This is a genomic window from Prevotella illustrans, assembly GCF_017426725.1.
Lineage (GTDB): Bacteria > Bacteroidota > Bacteroidia > Bacteroidales > Bacteroidaceae > Prevotella > Prevotella illustrans.
Window position 1 is genome coordinate 25,821 of the sequence record NZ_JAERMS010000022.1, and the last position, 18,952, is coordinate 44,772.

Genomic DNA, 18,952 nt, shown 5'->3' on the forward strand with positions numbered 1-18,952 from the left:
TATCTCCCCGAATACAAAAAAACTCAGCAAAATGAAAAAGATAGCAACGACATTAGCGGCTCTGTTTCTTTACATGGGTATGAATGCCGACGCCAAGACGCCCGCGCAGAAACTTATCAAGAAACTGGCCAAATGGCAGAAAAAAGGTATCATGATGGGCCATCAGGACGCGCTCTTCTACGGAACCACATGGAAATGGGAGTTCGGAAGAAGCGACGTCAAGGATGTTTGTGGCGACTATCCGGCTGTATTGGGCTGCGAACTGGGCGGTCTGGAACTGGGAAACGAAAAGAATATCGATGGTGTGCCGTTCGACAAGATAAGAGAACAGATACAGGCCCACTATCAAAGAGGGGGCTTTATCACCATAAGCTGGCATCCGCACAATCCCGTTACCGGCGCTAACGCGTGGATGATTGAGGGTGAAGCCGTAGCGGCGTCATTGCCCGGAGGCAGAGAACACGCGAAGATGAACCTATGGCTGCGGCGCCTGACCGACTTCATGAAGTCGCTGAAGACAAAAGACGGCAAGCCGATAGCCGTTATTTTCAGACCTTGGCACGAGATGAACGGCGGTTGGTTCTGGTGGGGTGTCAAGTCGTGTACGCCCCAACAATACATCCAACTCTTCAAGATGACGGTCGACAACTTCCGCAAGGCGGGCCTGACCAATATCGTATGGAGTTATTCGCCCAATGCCTCGTCTGACGATACAACGGAAAAATTCCTCACGTTCTACCCCGGAGACGAATACGTAGACTTGTTAGGGGTAGACCTATACCAACATACCACACAGGCCGAATTTATCAAACAGGGACAACAGGAAATGCGTATCATGCACGATTACGCGGCAAAGCACAACAAACTGTACGCGCTGACGGAAGGCGGATACCGCAATACGCCCGACCCGCAATGGTACTCCTCCACCCTGCTTCCCGCCCTTAAAGGGTTCGTTCCGTGCTATGTCCTCCTGTGGCGTAACGCTTGGGACAACAAGGAAGAGAACTTCGGGCCCGCTCCGGACAAGGCCTGTGCCGCGAACTTTCGGCAAATTCACCGCGAAAGGGCGTTGCTCTTTCTCAAAGACGTGGGCGGTAGAGCCTATAAAAATGACTAATAATACATACACTAATAACATCATGGACGATTTTTCATCAAAAGTAAAAGCGCTTCGACAGAAACACGAAGCATTGCTCACACGTACCAATATTCCCATCGCGGAGGGTAATGGAATCTATACACGTTATCAGCATCCCATTATCACGGCCGAGCACACCCCGCTTGAGTGGCGTTACGACTTCAACGAGCAGGATAATCCCTATCTCATGCAGCGTATCATGATGAATGCCACGCTCAATGCCGGTGCCATGAAGTGGCGGGGAAAGTATCTTTTGGTAGTCAGGGTGGAAGGAGCCGACCGCAAGAGCTTCTTTGCCATCGCCGAAAGTCCTAACGGGATAGACAACTTCCGCTTCAGGGAGCTTCCCATCACCATGCCCGACACGGAAGAACCGGCAACCAACATCTACGACATGCGTCTCACGGCACATGAGGATGGTTATATCTACGGGGTGTTTTGCGCGGAAAGACATGATGACAACTTCCCCGGCGACTTATCGGCTGCCACCGCGACGGCAGCTATAGCACGTACCAAAGACTTGGAGACGTGGGAGCGTTTGCCCGACTTGAAAACTCGCAGCCAGCAGCGTAACGTGGTGCTTCATCCTGAATTTGTGAACGGAAAGTACGCGTTCTACACACGCCCGCAGGACGGATTCATCGACACCGGTTCGGGTGGCGGCATCGGTTGGGCATTGGTCGATGACATCACCCATGCCGAAGTAAAGGATGAAATCATCATCAACGCGCGCCACTACCACACCATCATGGAAATGAAAAACGGCGAAGGACCTCATCCTATCAAAACGCCCAAGGGGTGGTTGCACCTCGCTCACGGCGTGAGAGGATGTGCCAGCGGACTGAGATACGTATTATATATGTATATGACCGACCTCGAAGACCCCACAAAGGTCATTGCCCAACCCGGCGGTTACTTTCTCGTGCCGCAGGGAGAAGAATATATCGGCGACGTGATGAACGTGGTATTTTCCAACGGATGGATTGCCGACGAAGACGGAAAGGTGTTCATCTATTACGCTTCTTCAGACACAAGGATGCACGTGGCGACATCTACCATCGACCAACTGACAGACTATTGCATGAACACGCCGCAAGACGGATTTACCACTGCTGCCAGTGTGGAGACCATTAAGCGGCTTGTCAATAAAAACAAAGGATTATGATTAAATGGACAGAAAAGGTGGGCTACGGGCTGGGCGATATGTCATCGTCGATGTTCTGGAAGCTGTTTGGCGCCTACCTCATGATTTTTTATACCGACGTATTCGGCATATCAGCGGCCGTTGTCGGTACGATGTTTGCCATCACCCGCGTCTGGGACTCATTCTTCGACCCTATCGTAGGGGTCGTTGCCGACCGAACCGAAAGCCGATGGGGCAAGTTTCGCCCTTATCTGCTGTATCTGGCAGTGCCCTTCAGCATTATCGGCGTACTGACATTCCTCACTCCTCCGTTGGGCAATACGGGCAAAGTGGTATATGCTTTTGTCACCTACGCGCTGATGATGATGGTCTATTCAGCCATCAACGTGCCTTACGCGTCGCTCTTGGGCGTGATGAGTGCCGACATCAAGGATCGGAATACCCTTGCCACCTACCGCATGGTGTTTGCCTATTTAGGTTCGTTCATCGCCTTGCTGCTCTTTATACCGTTGGTCAATGCCTTCGGAGGGGAAGACAATAGCGGCATGACGTATGGCTGGCTCACGGCTCCCCAGTTTGGCTGGATGATGGCCGTGGTGGTCATCGGCATCGCTTGCTCTGCCTTGTTCTTGGGCTGCTTTGCCCTTACCCGTGAAAGAGTGAAGCCCGTGAAGGAAACAAAGACATCGCTGAAAGAAGACTTGAGCGACCTGTTGCACAACAAACCGTGGTGGATCTTGCTTGGGGCGGGCGTGGCTTCGCTGATTTTCAACTCGATAAGAGACGGTGCCACGGTCTATTATTTCAAGTATTTCGTGGACGAGTCCGCCTTTGGCGACATTCCCTTCTTAGGCATTTCGTTTGTCCTGAGCGGACTTTACTTGGCCGTAGGGCAAGCTGCCAACATTATGGGCGTGATACTTGCCGCGCCTGTAAGCAACCGCATCGGCAAGCGACGCACGTTCATGCTGTCGATGGTTGCCGCAACGGTACTGAGCGTTATCTTCTTTCAGTTTGACAAAGACCAGCTCGTACTCATCTTCATCTTCCAAGCCTTAATCAGTATTTGCGCGGGAAGCATCTTCCCACTGCTATGGAGCATGTATGCCGACTGTGCCGATTATAGCGAACTGAAAACCGGAAACCGGGCCACCGGACTCATCTTCTCTTCCTCATCCATGAGCCAAAAGATAGGTTGGGCATTCGGCGCGGCCGTAACGGGATGGATGTTGGCGGCATTCGGCTTTGAGGCAAACGGCGTACAGAGCGCGGAAACCATCCAAGGTATCAAGATGTTCTTGAGTTATCTGCCGGCCGCCGGAGCCTTATTGAGCTTTGTATTCATCTATTTCTATCCGCTGTCGGAAAGCAGAATGAGGGAGATTTCGGCCGAACTGGAAAGCAAGAGAAAGCAACAAACACAGAAAACATAAAACCGGAGGATGGCAATGATGACATTGGAAGTTTTGAAACAGGAGATGCGGACAACGCTCGAAAGCAACATTCTCGGCTATTGGCTGAAGAATATGCGGGACGAAGAGAACGGCGGATTTTACGGACAGATTGACGGAAACGACCGAGTGGTGCCTGAAGCCGTGAAGGGTGCCGTGCTGAATGCCCGCATTCTATGGGCTTTCTCAGCCGCTTACAGGGTGGAGAAGAAGCCCGAATACCTGGCGGCGGCAACACGGGCGAAGGACTATATACTGCGACACTTCATCGATAAGGAATATGGCGGCGTGTTCTGGAGCGTCGACGCGCGGGGCAATCCCGCCGACCGCAAGAAGCAGACCTACGCCATAGGCTTTGCCATATATGGTCTTAGCGAATACGCCAGAGCCACCGCCGACCCCGTGGCACTTGACACGGCCGTGGGATTGTACTACGACATTGAGCAAAAGGCTTTCGACGCGAAGAACAATGGCTATGTGGAAGCGCTCACACGCGAATGGAAACCCATCATGGACATGCGTCTGAGCGAGAAGGACGAAAACGGTTCGAGAACGATGAACACGCACCTGCATGTCATCGAACCTTATACCAATCTGTACAGGATATGGAAAAACAAGACGCTTGAGAAACGACTTCGCAACCTCATCGACATCTTTCTCGACAAGATTCTCAATCCGGAAACATCGCATCTCGACTTGTTTTTCGATGACGAATGGCAAGGCAAGCGCAACATTCAGAGCTTCGGACACGACATAGAGGCGGTATGGCTCCTGCACGAAACAGCGCTTGTATTGGAAGATCAGGCCTTGCTCGCAAGGGTAGAGGACGCCATACGCCGGATTGCAGCTGCCGCGGAAGAAGGCTTGCGGCCCGACGGCTCGATGATATACGAGCGGTGGACAGATACGGGAGCGGTCGACACGCAACGCCAATGGTGGGTGATGTGCGAAAGCGTTATCGGTTACTTAGACCTTTACCAACACTTCGGCGACACGCGCGCGCTCGACATCGCCCGGCAATGCTGGACTTACACAAAGACCCATCTCATCGATAACGTGAATGGGGAGTGGTACTGGAGCTGCGATGAGAATGGAAAGCCAAACAAAAAGGGCGACAAAGCCGGCTTCTGGAAATGTCCGTACCATAACGCGAGAATGTGTCTGGAGGTGATAGAAAGGTTTTCGCCTTCGGAAGAGAGCCGCGCGAAATGAAATATGGCATTAAGAGTGGATGTTTTTCATGAAAACACCATATATTTGTACTTGGTTAATGAAGATATTACAGTATGATCGACGGTTACGTATTGCATGAGATAACGCCCCTGATGGAGAATGACGCGCTTTACATCGCGGACCGTATCAAGAAGGAATTCTCTTATCCTGTACATAACCATGACGTGTTTGAACTCAATTTCGTGGAACATGCCGCGGGAGTAAGGCGCATCGTAGGCGACAGCAGCGAGATCATAGGCGACTATGACCTGGTGTTGATTACCAGTCCGATACTTGAACATGTTTGGGAGCAACATCAATGCCGGAGTGAGGAAGTGAGAGAAATCACCATACAATTTCAATTCGGCATGGGCGATGACGACATTTTCTTTGGTAAGACTCCCTTCGCGAGTATCAGGCGAATGATGGTAGAAGCGCGAAAAGGGCTCTGTTTTCCCATGTCTGCCATCATGCGTGTTTACGATAAACTTGACACTTTGAGCAAGGTTACTGACCGCTTCGGCGCGCTGATGCAGTTTCTGGATATTCTCAATACGCTCTCCCATTGCGAGGGCGTCAGGACGCTTTCTTCAAGCAGTTACGCGAAAGTGAACATTGAAGACGACAGCAGACGCATACTGAAAGTGAAGAAATATATCAATGATAACTACATGTATGACCTGCGCCTGAAAACGCTTGCGGACCTCGCCTACATGAGTGAAAGCGCTTTCTGCAGGTTCTTCAAACTTCATACCGGTCGGAAACTTAGTGAATACATCATGGATATTCGCTTGGGGCATGCCACGCGGATGCTGGTAGATACTACGGAGACGGTGGCGGAGATCAGTTTTAAGTGCGGTTACAACAACATGAGTAACTTCAATCGTATTTTCAAGCGTAAGAAAGGCTATTCGCCAACAGAATTCAGGAATAGCTATCGCAAAATCAAAGTGATAGTTTAAGGCAAGAATGAGGCCATCGAACAGATTGTGTCGATGATTGCAACACTCTGAATTATCTTTACATCTACCATCAAAAAAGTGGCATTATTCTGAAAAAGAAAAGACTTGGGCGCAAATAAGCGATTTTAGCGCAAGTTTATAAAGCGCTGGTTATCAAAGTATTGCGATTTTTATGGCGTTTCCCCTTCGCTTTTTCGCCCTTCATCGCTATGCTTTCAGGCCGTAATCGCGGCCCTTTCATCGGCTAAAAGCTATGCTTTGGCGGCGTAATCGCTATGCTTTTGGCCGGTAAAAGGATAGCTTTGAGCATAAAAGAGTATGAAAATCGGCAAATCAAAGGAATTTTTCGCCATGCCGACAGCCGGATGACGTGTTGCGGAAGTGTTAAAATAATGCGATTTTTTCTAACAAAAAAGGCCGGTTCGAAATAAGTTTTTCTAAAATTAGCCGTGCTTTAATGCTTGATTGCCAATGCGAAACATGATAAATAATGCTTGTTTGGCAATGCGGAACGTGATGAATAATGCTTGTTTGGCAAAGCGGAGCTTAATAAATAATGCTTGATTATTAATGCGGAACGTGATAAATCACGCCCCTACGGCTCACGCCCTGCCATTTACAAACATGAAAATCATAGCTCGGTAGCCGCAAGTCAGCCTTTAGAAAAACTTATTCCAACCGGTCTATCAACTTGTTAACTCGTCAACTTGTTTTACTCGTTAACTCGTCAACTTGTCAACTCGTCAACTCATCTACCCCACTTGGCTGCCGGGCTTTACCTGTCCGAGCGTCGTAGTGACGTTGAGACTGCCGTCAAAGTTGACAGCGGATAGAATCATACCCTGGCTCTCGATACCCATCATCTTGCGAGGAGCGAAGTTGGCCACGAAGAGTACGTCCTTGCCTATGAGCTGTTCTGGTTCGTAATAGGCGGCAATGCCGCTGAGAATCGTGCGGTCGGTGCCGCTGCCGTCGTCGATGGTGAACTGCAGGAGCTTCTTGCTCTTCTTCACGTTTCGGCAGTCCTTGATATGGCCCACGCGGATATCGAGTTTCTCGAAGTCGTCGAACGACACCTCCGGTTTGATGGGTTCAGCCTTGTAGGCAGCCGCTTCATTGGCTTTTCGGGTAGCTTCGAGCTTGTCGAGCTGTCGCAGGATGGCATCGTCCTCGATCTTCTCGAAGAGCAATTCGGGTTCGGCCAACCGGTGTCCTGGCTCAAGCAGCGACGTGCCGCCCAGCCGGCTCCACTCAAATTCGGGCATGTTGATGAGCCGGCGCAGTTTTTCGCTGGAGAAAGGCAGGAACGGTTCGAAGGCGATGGCTAAGTTGGCCACCAACTGCAGCGAGATATTGAGGATGGTCTCCACGCGCTTCGGGTCGGTCTTCCACACCTTCCAAGGCTCACACTCGGTGATGTATTTGTTGCCGATGCGGGCCAGGTTCATGGCCTCCTTCTGTGCCTCGCGGAACTTGAACACGTCGAGATAGCTCTCCACCTTGGCTTTCACGTCCCGGAACTCGTCGATGGCCTGGCGATCGACATCCTCCAGCGGACCGCAGGCGGGCACTATGCCGTCCCAGTATTTCTTGGTCAGTTGCAGCGCACGGTTGACGAAGTTGCCATAGATGGCCACGAGTTCGGAGTTATTGCGCTCCTGAAAGTCCTTCCAAGTGAAGTTGTTATCCTTGGTCTCGGGCGCGTTGGCCGTCAGCACGTAGCGCAGCACGTCCTGCTTGCCCTCGAAGTCGCGCAGATATTCGTGCAGCCATACGGCCCAGTTGCGCGAAGTCGATATCTTGTCGTTCTCTAAGTTGAGAAACTCATTGGCCGGCACGTTGTCGGGCATGATGTAGCCGCCGTGGGCCTTGAGCATGGTGGGGAAAATGAGGCAGTGGAACACGATGTTGTCCTTGCCGATGAAATGCACTAAGCGCGTGTCGTCGTCCTTCCACCACTTTTCCCACGGTCCCCACTTGTCGGGTTCACGGTCGCACAGCTCCTTGGTGTTGCTGATATAGCCGATGGGGGCGTCGAACCATACGTAGAGCACCTTGCCCTCGGCGCCCTCCACGGGCACGGGGATGCCCCAATCCAGGTCGCGCGTCATGGCACGGGGCTGCAGATCCATGTCGAGCCAGCTCTTGCACTGCCCGTACACGTTGGGACGCCACTCCTTATGGCCTTCCAATATCCATTGCTTCAGCCATTCTTGGTAGTTGTTCAGCGGCAAATACCAGTTCTTGGTCTTCTTTACTACGGGCTTGGAGCCGCTGATGGTGGAATGAGGGTTGATGAGTTCCATGGGGCTGAGGTCGCTACCGCATTTCTCACACTGGTCGCCGTAGGCAGCCGTGTTGTGACAATGGGGACATTCGCCCATGATGTAACGGTCGGCCAGGAACTGATGGGCCTCCTCGTCGTAATATTGCTCGGTCTCCTGCTCCACGAGCTTGCCGTCGTCGTAGAGCTTACGGAAGAAGTCGCTGGCCAGTTTGTTGTGCGTGGGGCTGGTGGTGCGGCTGTAGACGTCGAACGAAATGCCGAACTCCTTGAACGACTCCTTGATCATCGTGTGATAGCGGTCCACCACGTCCTGTGGCGTAACGCCCTCCTTACGGGCACGGATGGTGATGGGCACGCCGTGCTCGTCGCTTCCGCCGATGAAAACGACGCTTTGCCGCTTCAGCCGCAGGTAGCGAACGTAGATGTCAGCAGGTACATACACGCCGGCCAGGTGGCCGATATGAACGCCACCGTTGGCGTATGGCAGCGCGGCGGTGACGGTAGTGCGTTTATAATTTTTCTGTTCCATGTTAAGTTTGTATCTTTGATTTAGCTGCAAAGGTACTCTAAATCAATGAAATATGCGATAGAATCGGGGAAAAATGACCTGTCCGACGACCTACCCCGACCCTTACTTTATCTCTATGCTCCCACCTGCATAGGGCAGAATCAGCGACATGTGCAGATCTTTGCGGCCAAGGGCTTCAATGGCATAGGCATATTGTTTCTTCTTTTTCTTGAAACGGGTGATGACGCACCAATCGGGAATCTCTATCTTGGAAATCTCATCACCAGCGTATTCAATCTTGCCTATTATGTTTTGCCCATCACTGATTTCGTTCCGGTTATTTTTCTGCGTATCAATATAGCTTGTACCGTCGCTTTTTTCTATCCATACTCTGCCAATGTTGAAATTAACACCATTCATGGAATAAATCGTGTCTTTGGCAACCTTGCCGGTCACTACGACTAAATCTTTGTTCAGAAGTGGTACTTTCATGTCTGAATATTCATTGCCGCATGAGGAAAGGAGGGTTGCCATCACGGCTATGGTGCAAGCGGCTGCGATCATGTGTAAATGATTTATAACTTTCATTACGACTATTGTTTATAAAAATAGGAGTTATTCCTTTTTATCTATGTATGATGTTCTATTTTAGAAACAGGAAAGAATTGGAATCTTGCGTCGGACATGTCGGCTTTTAACCTTTTTTTGATAGATGAGGGCTTATTCATCACGTTCCGCTTTGGCTATGAAGCATTAAACACCGCTAATTCTGATGATTAAGTTTAACGTGTACTTTTACTTTTTCCACATCTGTTTTGGGATAAAATCCCCAAAAGAACATGTGGCTAAATGCCGGATAGCATGGCCCCAAAGGCTTCGTTGCTATATACAATTCAGCAAAGGTCGGTGAAACAAGCAGTTTTTGAGTATCCACTTCATAACCCAGATTGGGAACTTCTTTCCATCCTATGACCAATATAGACTTGCTAAAGTCAATCTGCGGCAGCTCCACGGGGGCATAACAAAGCTGCTGAAGCTCGGCCATTGAATTGACAATGTGGACTTCAACGGTGTCTGTTTCTTTTTTAAAGGGCTTAAAGAAGCAGTCTGAATTTCCGGAAACAGGCAAGTGGGTTTCGAAGAAACTCGTTATCTCAGGCGATACTTTCTGAGGGTAAAGGGTTTCGGAAGAGGAGTCTTCGCCGCTACAGCCGCTAAAAGTTGTAAGGCATAGTGTGGCGGCAAAAAGGTAGAAAACGATTCGGAGTAGTCTCATGATTGAATAAATGCTTTATAGGTAAAACATAAATAATACACTAAAAGGAACGCTACCGCAGCACTTTATAAACGCAAATAAACAAAAAAAAGCAATAGGTACGGGGAAATATGAATTAAATAATTTTAAAAGCACTACTTTGGGCCGACGAAAGGGCTGCTTTTAGCGGCCTAAAGCAGTGCTTTTGCATTGCAAAAGGGCCACGATGACATGCCGAAAAGAACGTTTTGGAAAATAATGGGTAGTTGATTGAAAATCAGACAGTTTGGTCTTGAGTTATAAAAAGACTTCCGCAAGGGGGTGGCTTGCGGAAGTAGAAGGTTGGCTTTACCTCATTCTTTTGATAAATTCATTAGCCGTGGCCTCACGGATTTTATTTTCTTTCAACAGCTCGGTGAGGCGATTGAAGTTGGTGTTGAAGTCGTTGACGAGCTGATTGAACTGCGTGGGCCGGTAGGTGAGGGCTTCGCCGAGCGAGCCCATGGTGCCGAGCCCCTCGTTGAGAACGATGCCGGCGTCCTGATACTTGAGCCATTCCATGGCCTGCGTGGCGTGGCGCATGCGGGCCAGCAGTCCGTCGGCCACGTCAGCGGCGTCGGCGGGATAGGTGATTTCAACCACATGGCGTTGTGCGCAGTCTATGTTGCCCAGGTCGATCGTGAGGGCCAGCCGGCTGCCGTCATAGCTGTAGCGGGCCGGTTGGCCATCAACCGTCACCTTCGTGGGCACGGCCGACGCCATCACTTTCACTTTAAGGGCACGGCTGACAGGCATTCTCTCGTATGTGCCGTGGCGCGCGCCGATGTCGACGGTGAGGCGGTCGCCCTGTCGTTGACACGAAAGCGGCGTGCGGGCGTTGCGCGATTCGTATTGTTTATCGTTGCCGTTGTCCTCATAAAGGATGAATTGCCCCTGCGTACCGGGGTAGACGGCCAGGACGAGCGGCGTGTCGTTGCCACGCAGGTTCCGTGCGTTCTCATACAACGGGATGATACTGCCCGCCTTGACGTAGAGCGGATATTCGTCGAGACGGAAGCGGCGGCTGACGGTTTGACCGCCCCGGAGCAGCGTACCCGTGGAAACCTCATACCAGTCGGTGCCTTCGGGCAGCCACACCCGCTGCACCGATACGCCGTCGGTCATGGGCGACGTGATGGGTTGCACCAGCATTTGGTCGCCAAACATGTATTCGCTCTTGTTCGTGTAGGCCTCGGGCGCTTCGGGATAGTCGTAGTACATGGGCCGGCAGAGCGATATGGCGTCGTCATGGGTCTTGCGGGCCATCGTGTAAATGTAGGGCGCCATCTCGTAGCGTTGGCGAATGATGTCGCGAAGAATCTCGAAATGCGCGTTGTCAAACACCCACGGCTCCTTCTTCAGGCCCGCCGTCTTGGTGGAATGTGACCGCAGGATGGGACTGAGAGCGCCAAACTGCATCCAGCGCACGTACATTTCGGGGTCGATGGAGTCGGCTCCCATGTGACCGCCGATGTCGTGGCTCCAGAATCCATAGAGCACGTTGGAGGCCGTGCTGTTATAATACGGTTGGAAATCAAGCGACTTCCAGCTGATGATCGCGTCGCCCGAGAAGCCTATCTGATAGCGGTGGTTGCCCAGTCCGCCCCAACGGTGGTAGAGCATGGGCCGCGTATCGCGGTGGCGTTGCATGTCGGAGAAAACGGCATAGTTAATCCACCACGTGTTGCTCAATCGAGGAAACTCTTTGTCGTTGTTCCACTGTTGCCAGTCGAGCCACCAGAAATCGACACCCATTTTCTCCATCGGTCGCAGTTGGGTGTTGAGCCATCCCGTCATGAATTGCTTGCTCGAAGCCTGCCAGGGGATGTCTTGCTTCGTGGCAGGGTCAATGCCCATCCAGCGCGCCATGGCGGGATAGTTTTCCTCAAAGTGCTTGATTCCGTCGGCAGGATGCAGGTTGAAGGTAATCTGAAGTTGTTCGTTTTTCAGCCAGCGCAGGAATTTATCGGGCGCGGGGAAGAGCCTTCGGTTGAAGGTATAGCCCGTCCAGCCGCCCTTGCCCGGCTCCGTGTAGTGCCAGTCCATGTCGATGACGAGCACGTCGAGCGGTATATTGTAGGTGTGGAAGCGGTCGACGAGCTGCCGTAGTTCGTGGTCGGAGTATGACCAGTAGCGCGACCACCAGTAGCCGAAGGCGTAACGGGGTGGCAAGGGCACCTGTCCGGCAAAGGCCGTGAAGTCTTTCAGTGCCTTCTTATAGTCGTGACCATAGGCCATGAAGTACAGATCTTGGGCGTCACCGTCGGGCCTTTTGGCCAGCCAAGGCCATTCGGAGTGGTCGAAGAGATAGCTTTCGGAGTCGTCTACCACCGTCCAGCCGTTGCGTGAGAGCAGTCCGTTCTCGATGGGCATGGGCTTGCCGTGGCGCAGGTTGCCGTCGTAGCCGTCGAGTGTGCGGTAGGTGCCCAGCAGGTTTTGGTCGTCTTTCATGCCCGGATGCCAGCGAAAGGGCACCGCCGCATTGCGGGCCGACGTGATGGTGAGGTTGCGGTCGGTGAAGCGGCCCGTTCCGGCCGTGTAGCGGATGGTCATTCGTGTGGTGCTGACGGTCACCTGCCTGCCGCTTTTCTTCACTTTGAACGCCACGAGGCGGTAGTTGCGGTTGACGGCCACGAACGACGAGTCGTCGACGAAGCGGCCTTGGGGACTGTATTCCAGCCGGGCCACGCCGTCGGTGACGAGCGAAATCCGGGCGTTGTCGTCCTGATAGGCCACGTTGCGCTGTGCCGCTGCCTGCGACGCCAGGCCTACGGCGACGCATAAGCATAAGGATTTGAAGAAGGTTTTCATGTGTTTTGTGTATTGATAGAAGCAAAAGAGCCGCATAGAACTGATTCCATGCGGCTCGATAATATAATGGTATGTGAATTTATTTGCTTTCCGCAACCTCTAATGCTTCTTCCTTGCGGATGGTGCGACCCATCACGAGGAAGGCGATAGGCGAAGCGATGAAGATAGAACTCAGCGTACCGAAGACAACGCCCATGGTCATGGCGAAGGCAAACGGCTGAATACTCTTACCACCGAGGAACAGAATGACGAGCAATACGATCAATGTAGAGAACGACGTATTGATGGTACGGGCCAAAGTCTGGTTGATAGAGTCGTTGAACAAGTTCTGAATATCCTGCTTCGGATGGAGCTTGAGGTTCTCACGAATACGGTCGAACACAACCACCTTATCGTTGATGGAGTAACCGATCACGGTCAGTACGGCGCCGATAAACGTCTGGTCTACTTCGAGCGAGAATGGCAACACGCCCTGCAGGAGCGAGAACAAGCCGATCACGGTGATGGCGTCGAGGGCCAAGGCCACGGTTGAACCAACGGAGAAGGCGATGTTGCGGAAACGCACAAAGATGTAGAGGAAGATGGCGAGCAGAGCGATGAGCACGCTGATAATGGCGCCATTGGTCACATCCTTGGCCACCGAAGGACCTACTTTCGAACTGCTGATGATGGAACCGCCCTGGCGAACGTCGGGATTCTTGAAATCGTCTACGCTCTTCTGGCTCACCATGCCGGCCTTCTTCAAGCCGTTGTAGAGCATGGTCTCGGCCTCATCGTCAACCGTCGGACTGTTCGACTCGATCTTATAGTTGGTCGAAATACGAATGGTCTTGTTGTCGGTTCCCAGCGAAAGGGCGCTCGAAGTGCAACCGGGGAAGATATGCCCCAGCACTTCGCGTACCTGTTCGGGTTCGGTAGACTTCTCAAACTGCACCACATAGTTGCGACCGCCGGTGAAGTCGATGCTTCGGGCCAGGCCTCTTACGACGAAACTGCCGCAGAACAATACGATGGCCGCTGCCGCGATGACAAACGTTGTCTTATAAGCCGACATGAACTTGTAGTTTGTTCCCTGCATCAGATTCTCTGAAATAGGTGTCCAGAACTTCAGGTGCATCCAGCTGTCGTGGTTCAGTTTGTACTCGTAAACCAAGCGAGTGAGATATACGGCGCTGAAGAACGAGCAGACAATACCGATGATCCATGTGGTAGCGAAACCCTGAATAGGACCTGTACCGAACATGTAGAGGATGACACCGGTAATCAATGACGTCAGGTTGGAGTCGAAGATGGCGCTGAAGGCGTTGCCGTAGCCCGCGCTGACGGCCTGCTTCATCTGTTTGCCGCTGCGCAGCTCTTCCTTGATACGTTCATAGATGAGCACGTTGGCGTCGACCGCGGTACCCAATGACAGCACCATACCGGCGATACCGCTCATCGTCAGGGCCGCCTGGAATGACGTCAGAATACCTAACGTGAAGAAAACGTTGATGATCAGCGCGCAGTTGGCAATCATACCCGGGATAATATTGTACATGGCCAGCATGTAGAATATCAGAAGAACGAAAGCGATGACGAACGAAACGATACCCTGCTGGATAGAGGCGGCGCCCAAAGTAGGACCTACAACCTCTTCCTGAACGATGCGGGCGGGGGCCGGCATACGGCCCGACTTCAAGGTATTGGCCAAGTCTTTGGTATCTTCGATGGTGAAGTTGCCCGATATAGACGACTGACCGCCGTCGATTTCGCCGTTAACGCGTGGAGCTGAATAAACCACGTCGTCCAATACGATGGCGATGGCTTTGCCCACATTGGCTTTGGTGAGGGCTGCCCAGCGGCGTGCGCCCTCAGAGTTCATGGTCATGGAAACCTCCGGCGCGCCTGTCAAGTGGTTGAACTGGTCGCTGGCGTCGGTCACAACATCGCCTTCGAGCGGAGCGCGACCACTGGTGGACGTTATTTTCAGCGCGTAGAGTTCGTAGATATTCTTGGCTTGAATACCGTCGGCCGGCTTGGCGCTCCACAGGAGTTTTACGTCGGAAGGCAGTATTTGCTTAGCCAAAGGGCTATAGATAATCTTATTGATGGCAGCCGTGTCGCGGACGCTGGCATAACCTACCAAAGCCAGAGAGTTCTGGCCCGTGGTCTGGAGCATGGCCAACAGCGGATGAAGTTTCTTGGCGGCTTCCATCTGGGCGTTGGAGCTCTCCGTGATGTTCGTCTTGCCGCTCTTTTCCTTCAAAGTAAATTGAGGAGCAGCCTTCTTAACGGCTTTGGCGGCAGCGTCCTGTGTGGCAACCTTGGCCGTGTCGGCTTTGGTAGTGTCGGCTTCGGCGCCACCATTGGCTAAGCGGCTGTCGAGCTGTTGCAAATAAGGAATGATTTCTTCGGCGTTGTAGGTCTCCCAAAATTCGAGGTTGGCGCTACCCTGGAGCAGCTTGCGCATACGCTCCGGCTCTTTGATACCCGGCATTTCTACCATGATACGGCCGGTCTGGCCTTCGAGTTTCTGGATGTTGGGCTGAACGACGCCGAACTTGTCGATACGGGTGCGCACAACGTTGAATGAGTTGTCGATGGCCGACTGCACTTCCGAGCGCAACACTTTCTCGACTTCCGCGTCGGTGCTCTGCGGCGAAACCTTACCCTGCAACTGTTGGGTAGCGAAGATCTCTGCCAGGCGATGGCCCGGAGCGTTCTTCTTGTAGGCATTTACGAACAGGGAGATAAAGTCTTTCTGGCTGGTCTCTTCCTCGGTTCTGGCTTCTTTCATCGACTTGGTGAAAGCGGCGTCGGTCTTGTGATCGGCCAATGTTTCTACAACATCAGGCACGGAAATCTCAAGGATGACGTTCATACCGCCCTTCAGGTCGAGTCCGAGACCGATCTGGGTCTCCAAGCACTTCTGGTAAGAGTAGATTCCTAAGTACTTCACAGAATCTTTGTAATCCTGCTGGGCGATGGGATCTTTCAACTTCGCGGCCTCACTGTCATAATAATGTGTGGCAACTGAGAACGAAAGATAGAAAATGCTTGCAAGCGTCAGGAGGACGGCTGTACAAATTACAATTCCTTTGTTTTGCATTTTTTTGTTATGTTATTAATTTATTGTTTTTCGAATCTTACGTTTCGTTAACTTTAATAAACCTTATATATTGAAGTCGTGCAAAGATAATTATTTTTTCGGAGTTTTAAAAAAAATGGGCTTTAATATTCATTTTTTTAAGTATTTACACGGCTTCTATGGGCTATTCTATTGTAGATTAGCCGTTTAAAGCAACTTTTTTCAGAAACGCAACAGCCCGTCAGCGCCTCCTTTCTGCCCCCGACGCCTGTCAGGGTTTTCGCTTCAGCCAACAGATGATGGGATAGTGGTCGCTCATTTTTATGCTCTTGTCGACCTTGCAGGCATAAGGCTGCCAATGGGCGGAGCACATGATATTGTCGATGCGCACCCAGAAACGCGAATGGTGGTAGCTGATTCCCGGTCCGTTGCCGGTCTTCACGTAGCAGTCGGTCAGGTTTTCGGCAATCTTATGTCGGGTGTAAGAGATGGGGCTGTCGTTGAAATCGCCGCAGAGGATGATGCTTCGTCCGTTGTGTTTGCTGACATAGCGGGCCACGGCGTCGGCCTGGGGTGCCCGCTTCCGTGAGGCGGCAGCCAGTTTGTTGATGATGAGACGCGACTCGCTCTTGGCTTTATCTACCTTCAACTCGCCCCTGACGAGCGTGCCGAACTGCTCCTTCTCCTCTGCCGAAAAACCGGTAGACTCCAAATGGTTGTTGATGACGATAACGGTGTCGCGCCCTATTTTCAGTTGGTAGGCCATGCTCATGTTGCCGACCGACGGATAACGGATGTGCTCGCGCGACAGGATGGGAAACTTGCTGTAGGTCGTCAGGCTATGGCTGCTGCCTACGCAGGCCGTATCCTTGTACTGATAGAGCGTGTCGAGCACGGCGTCGACGCGGGCCTGACCCAATTCGTTGCCCGAAGACTCCTGCAGACAGAGGATGTCGGCCTTCTGATCGTGCAGATAAGAAAGGATGGCGTTGTCGGTGCCGGGCGGCGTTTCCCAGCCCGCAAAGCTCCAGACGTTGTACGATATCACCTTGATGGCTCCCTTGGGAACCTTCGTGTCGGAGTTGAGGGGCATGTAGATACGGATGGGACCGTAGCAAACGAGGTAGCCCAACATAGGGATGAGTACGCCACGGGGCTTGAAGATTACCCATAGAATGATAAATCCCATGTTCAGAACGAGGAAAATGGGAAAGGCCAAGCCGACGATAGCTAAGTAATTATGTTCTGCGGGATTGATCCTATCGGAATAACCCACCAGCAACATGAGTACGATGGTGGCGATGTTGGCCCCGGCTATCGCGTGCAGCGTGAAGTGCTTGAGTTGCTTGAGCATGCGTGTGGTCAGCTGCGGTTGCTGCTGTCGAAGAGTTTTTGCTTTTCTTCGGCTGTCAGACTGTCATATCCGCTACGGCGAATCTTGTCGAGAATGTGGTCTATCTCTTCCTGTTCCCGCTGTTTGCGGGCGTTGTATTCCCAGTCGCTGTCGTGCGAACTGCCGGTATGAAACGGCTCTCGGTCGGACTTGCCGGCCGACGAACGGTGGCTGCGTCGCTCCCAAGCGTTGTGTAGGTTGTCGAAAAAGGCCTCGCCACCCGCCCGTCCGTAGCCCGAGGTAGGGTGCTTTCGCCAGTAGCGAATCATGAAGAAACCAAACACCATTCCGCCTAAATGGGCCAGATGGGCCACGTTGCCACCCGTACCGGCCATGGCCGAGAAGAGCTCGATACCCGCGTAGAGAGCCACAAACCACTTCGCTTTGATGGGAATAGGCAGGGGAAAGATGAAGATTCGCTCTTCGGGGAATATCATTCCGAAAGCCAACAGGATAGCGTAGATGGCGCCCGAGGCGCCCACCGTGGTCCACAGATTGAGCAGGGCGGCACTGTTGTCGGCCACCATTCCGATATCGCCGAGCGAGAAATTGGGAATCTGGTCGGCGGCCAGCAGGTAGAACTGGCCGAACTGGGCCGCTTCCTGAAACAGGCCTGCGCCGATGCCACACGAGATATAATAGAAGAGGAACTTTCTGGGGCCCCACACGTTTTCGACCACGCAGCCGAACATCCACAGCGCGAACATATTGAACAGCAAGTGGGTGAAGGTGGCGTGCATGAACATGTAGGTGAGCAGCTGATAGATATGGAAGTCGGGCGCCAGAAAGAAATGGAGACCGAACGTGTCGTTCAATCTCAGGTTTCCATAAGCGTCGGCACCGGCCAAATAGCTCACCAGAAATATGATGACATTGATGATCAGCAGGTTTTTGGTGATGGTAGGAATCGTTCGCATTCTTGTAATTTTAATTTCGTTTTATCCGTAAAGAGATAGGGGCAAAAGTACGAAAAATATCGTATAAAGCTTGCAAATAGCGGCCTTTAAGCACAAATTTTCAAAAATTATGCCACTTTTTTCATTTTTTTGTTTGGATTATAAAAGGAATGCCCTATATTTGCGAAATGTTAAGACGCTAACTATTAATACATAACCATTTAATACTTCAAATTATGAACAAGACAGAATTAGTTGACAAGATTGCAGCAGGTGCTAACTTGAGCAAAGCTGACGCGAAGAAAGCATTAGACGCTACCGTAGCCGCTATTAAGGACGCGCTCGTAGCCGGTGACAAAATCCAGCTTGTAGGTTTCGGTACTTTCAGCGTAAACGAGCGTCCGGCTCGTGAGGGTATCAATCCCGCTACAAAGCAAAAGATTGCCATCGCAGCCAAGAAGGTTGCCAAGTTCAAGGCCGGTGCGGAGCTTACCGCTGCTGTCAACAAGTAATCGTTTTTCGATAACGATCGGTTAAAAAAGGTGATTCCTGCGGGAGTCGCCTTTTTTAGTTTGTATATTTCTCCTTTTCCGAAGCAAAACCGAGTAACTTTTTACATCATTTCCCGTTCTAAAAGCATAGCTTTTAGCGGGTTAAAGCATAGCTTTTAGCGTGTAAAAGCAGCCCTTTTAGGAGGTCAAAGCATAGCTTTCGCAAAAGTAATGACCCACCCCGGCCCTCCCAAAGGGACTACTCTTTATACACATCTCTGTTTAACAAAAAACTCTT

13 protein-coding genes are annotated in these 18,952 nt (G+C 51.7%); 6 read left to right on the forward strand and 7 right to left on the reverse strand.

Translation table 11 applies throughout. The features are described 5' to 3' along the window. Positions 1-31: 31 nt before the first annotated feature. The 5 genes from JHU38_RS07720 (at position 32) to JHU38_RS07740 (ending at position 5,907) form a co-directional block, all read left to right on the forward strand. The gene (locus tag JHU38_RS07720; RefSeq protein ID WP_107581853.1) at positions 32-1,117 is read left to right on the forward strand and encodes a glycoside hydrolase family 26 protein; all 1,086 of its coding nucleotides are present in this window, start codon (positions 32-34) and stop codon (positions 1,115-1,117) included. 22 nt (positions 1,118-1,139) lie between these two features. Further along, positions 1,140-2,303 (forward strand): glycoside hydrolase family 130 protein, encoded by a 1,164-nt coding sequence (locus tag JHU38_RS07725; RefSeq protein ID WP_107582376.1) that lies wholly within the window; start codon positions 1,140-1,142, stop codon positions 2,301-2,303. Continuing rightward, positions 2,300-3,715, forward strand: coding sequence for an MFS transporter (locus JHU38_RS07730; protein ID WP_107581854.1), 1,416 nt, complete (start codon positions 2,300-2,302; stop codon positions 3,713-3,715). The genes JHU38_RS07725 and JHU38_RS07730 overlap by 4 nt, the downstream gene beginning before the upstream one ends. Positions 3,716-3,733: 18 nt before the next feature. Beyond that, positions 3,734-4,945, forward strand: a complete 1,212-nt coding sequence (locus JHU38_RS07735; protein ID WP_199222666.1) for an AGE family epimerase/isomerase — start codon at positions 3,734-3,736, stop codon at positions 4,943-4,945. Positions 4,946-5,022: 77 nt separating this feature from the next. Next, a complete protein-coding gene (locus tag JHU38_RS07740) occupies positions 5,023-5,907 on the forward strand; it encodes a helix-turn-helix transcriptional regulator (protein ID WP_107582377.1) in 885 nt (294 codons plus the stop codon). Positions 5,908-6,659: 752 nt separating this feature from the next. Here the strand turns inward: JHU38_RS07740 and metG are convergent. The 7 genes from metG to JHU38_RS07775 all read right to left on the reverse strand — a co-directional run bounded on the left by metG (position 6,660) and on the right by JHU38_RS07775 (position 18,184). After that, on the reverse strand, positions 6,660-8,723 hold the full coding sequence (metG, locus tag JHU38_RS07745) for a methionine--tRNA ligase (RefSeq protein WP_107581856.1): 2,064 nt from the start codon (positions 8,721-8,723) through the stop codon (positions 6,660-6,662). A gap of 102 nt (positions 8,724-8,825) precedes the next feature. Continuing rightward, entirely contained in the window at positions 8,826-9,290 is a 465-nt protein-coding gene (locus JHU38_RS07750) for a hypothetical protein (protein WP_146157006.1), read from the reverse strand. Between the two features lie 175 nt (positions 9,291-9,465). Further along, positions 9,466-9,978 (reverse strand): hypothetical protein, encoded by a 513-nt coding sequence (locus tag JHU38_RS07755; RefSeq protein ID WP_107581858.1) that lies wholly within the window; start codon positions 9,976-9,978, stop codon positions 9,466-9,468. 327 nt (positions 9,979-10,305) lie between these two features. Beyond that, the gene (locus JHU38_RS07760) at positions 10,306-12,807 is read right to left on the reverse strand and encodes a glycoside hydrolase family 31 protein (protein ID WP_107581859.1); all 2,502 of its coding nucleotides are present in this window, start codon (positions 12,805-12,807) and stop codon (positions 10,306-10,308) included. A 79-nt stretch (positions 12,808-12,886) separates the two neighbouring features. After that, the gene (gene secDF / locus JHU38_RS07765; RefSeq protein WP_107581860.1) at positions 12,887-15,895 is read right to left on the reverse strand and encodes a protein translocase subunit SecDF; all 3,009 of its coding nucleotides are present in this window, start codon (positions 15,893-15,895) and stop codon (positions 12,887-12,889) included. A gap of 250 nt (positions 15,896-16,145) precedes the next feature. Continuing rightward, a complete protein-coding gene (locus JHU38_RS07770) occupies positions 16,146-17,228 on the reverse strand; it encodes an endonuclease/exonuclease/phosphatase family protein (RefSeq protein ID WP_107581861.1) in 1,083 nt (360 codons plus the stop codon). An 8-nt stretch (positions 17,229-17,236) separates the two neighbouring features. Then, on the reverse strand, positions 17,237-18,184 hold the full coding sequence (locus JHU38_RS07775) for a rhomboid family intramembrane serine protease (RefSeq protein ID WP_107581862.1): 948 nt from the start codon (positions 18,182-18,184) through the stop codon (positions 17,237-17,239). Between the two features lie 215 nt (positions 18,185-18,399). Between JHU38_RS07775 and JHU38_RS07780 the strand changes: the two genes are divergently transcribed. Beyond that, positions 18,400-18,675 carry an HU family DNA-binding protein gene (locus JHU38_RS07780; protein WP_107581863.1) on the forward strand — a complete coding sequence of 92 codons (276 nt, stop codon included), beginning with the start codon at positions 18,400-18,402 and terminating at the stop codon, positions 18,673-18,675. The last annotated feature ends 277 nt before the right edge of the window (positions 18,676-18,952 follow it).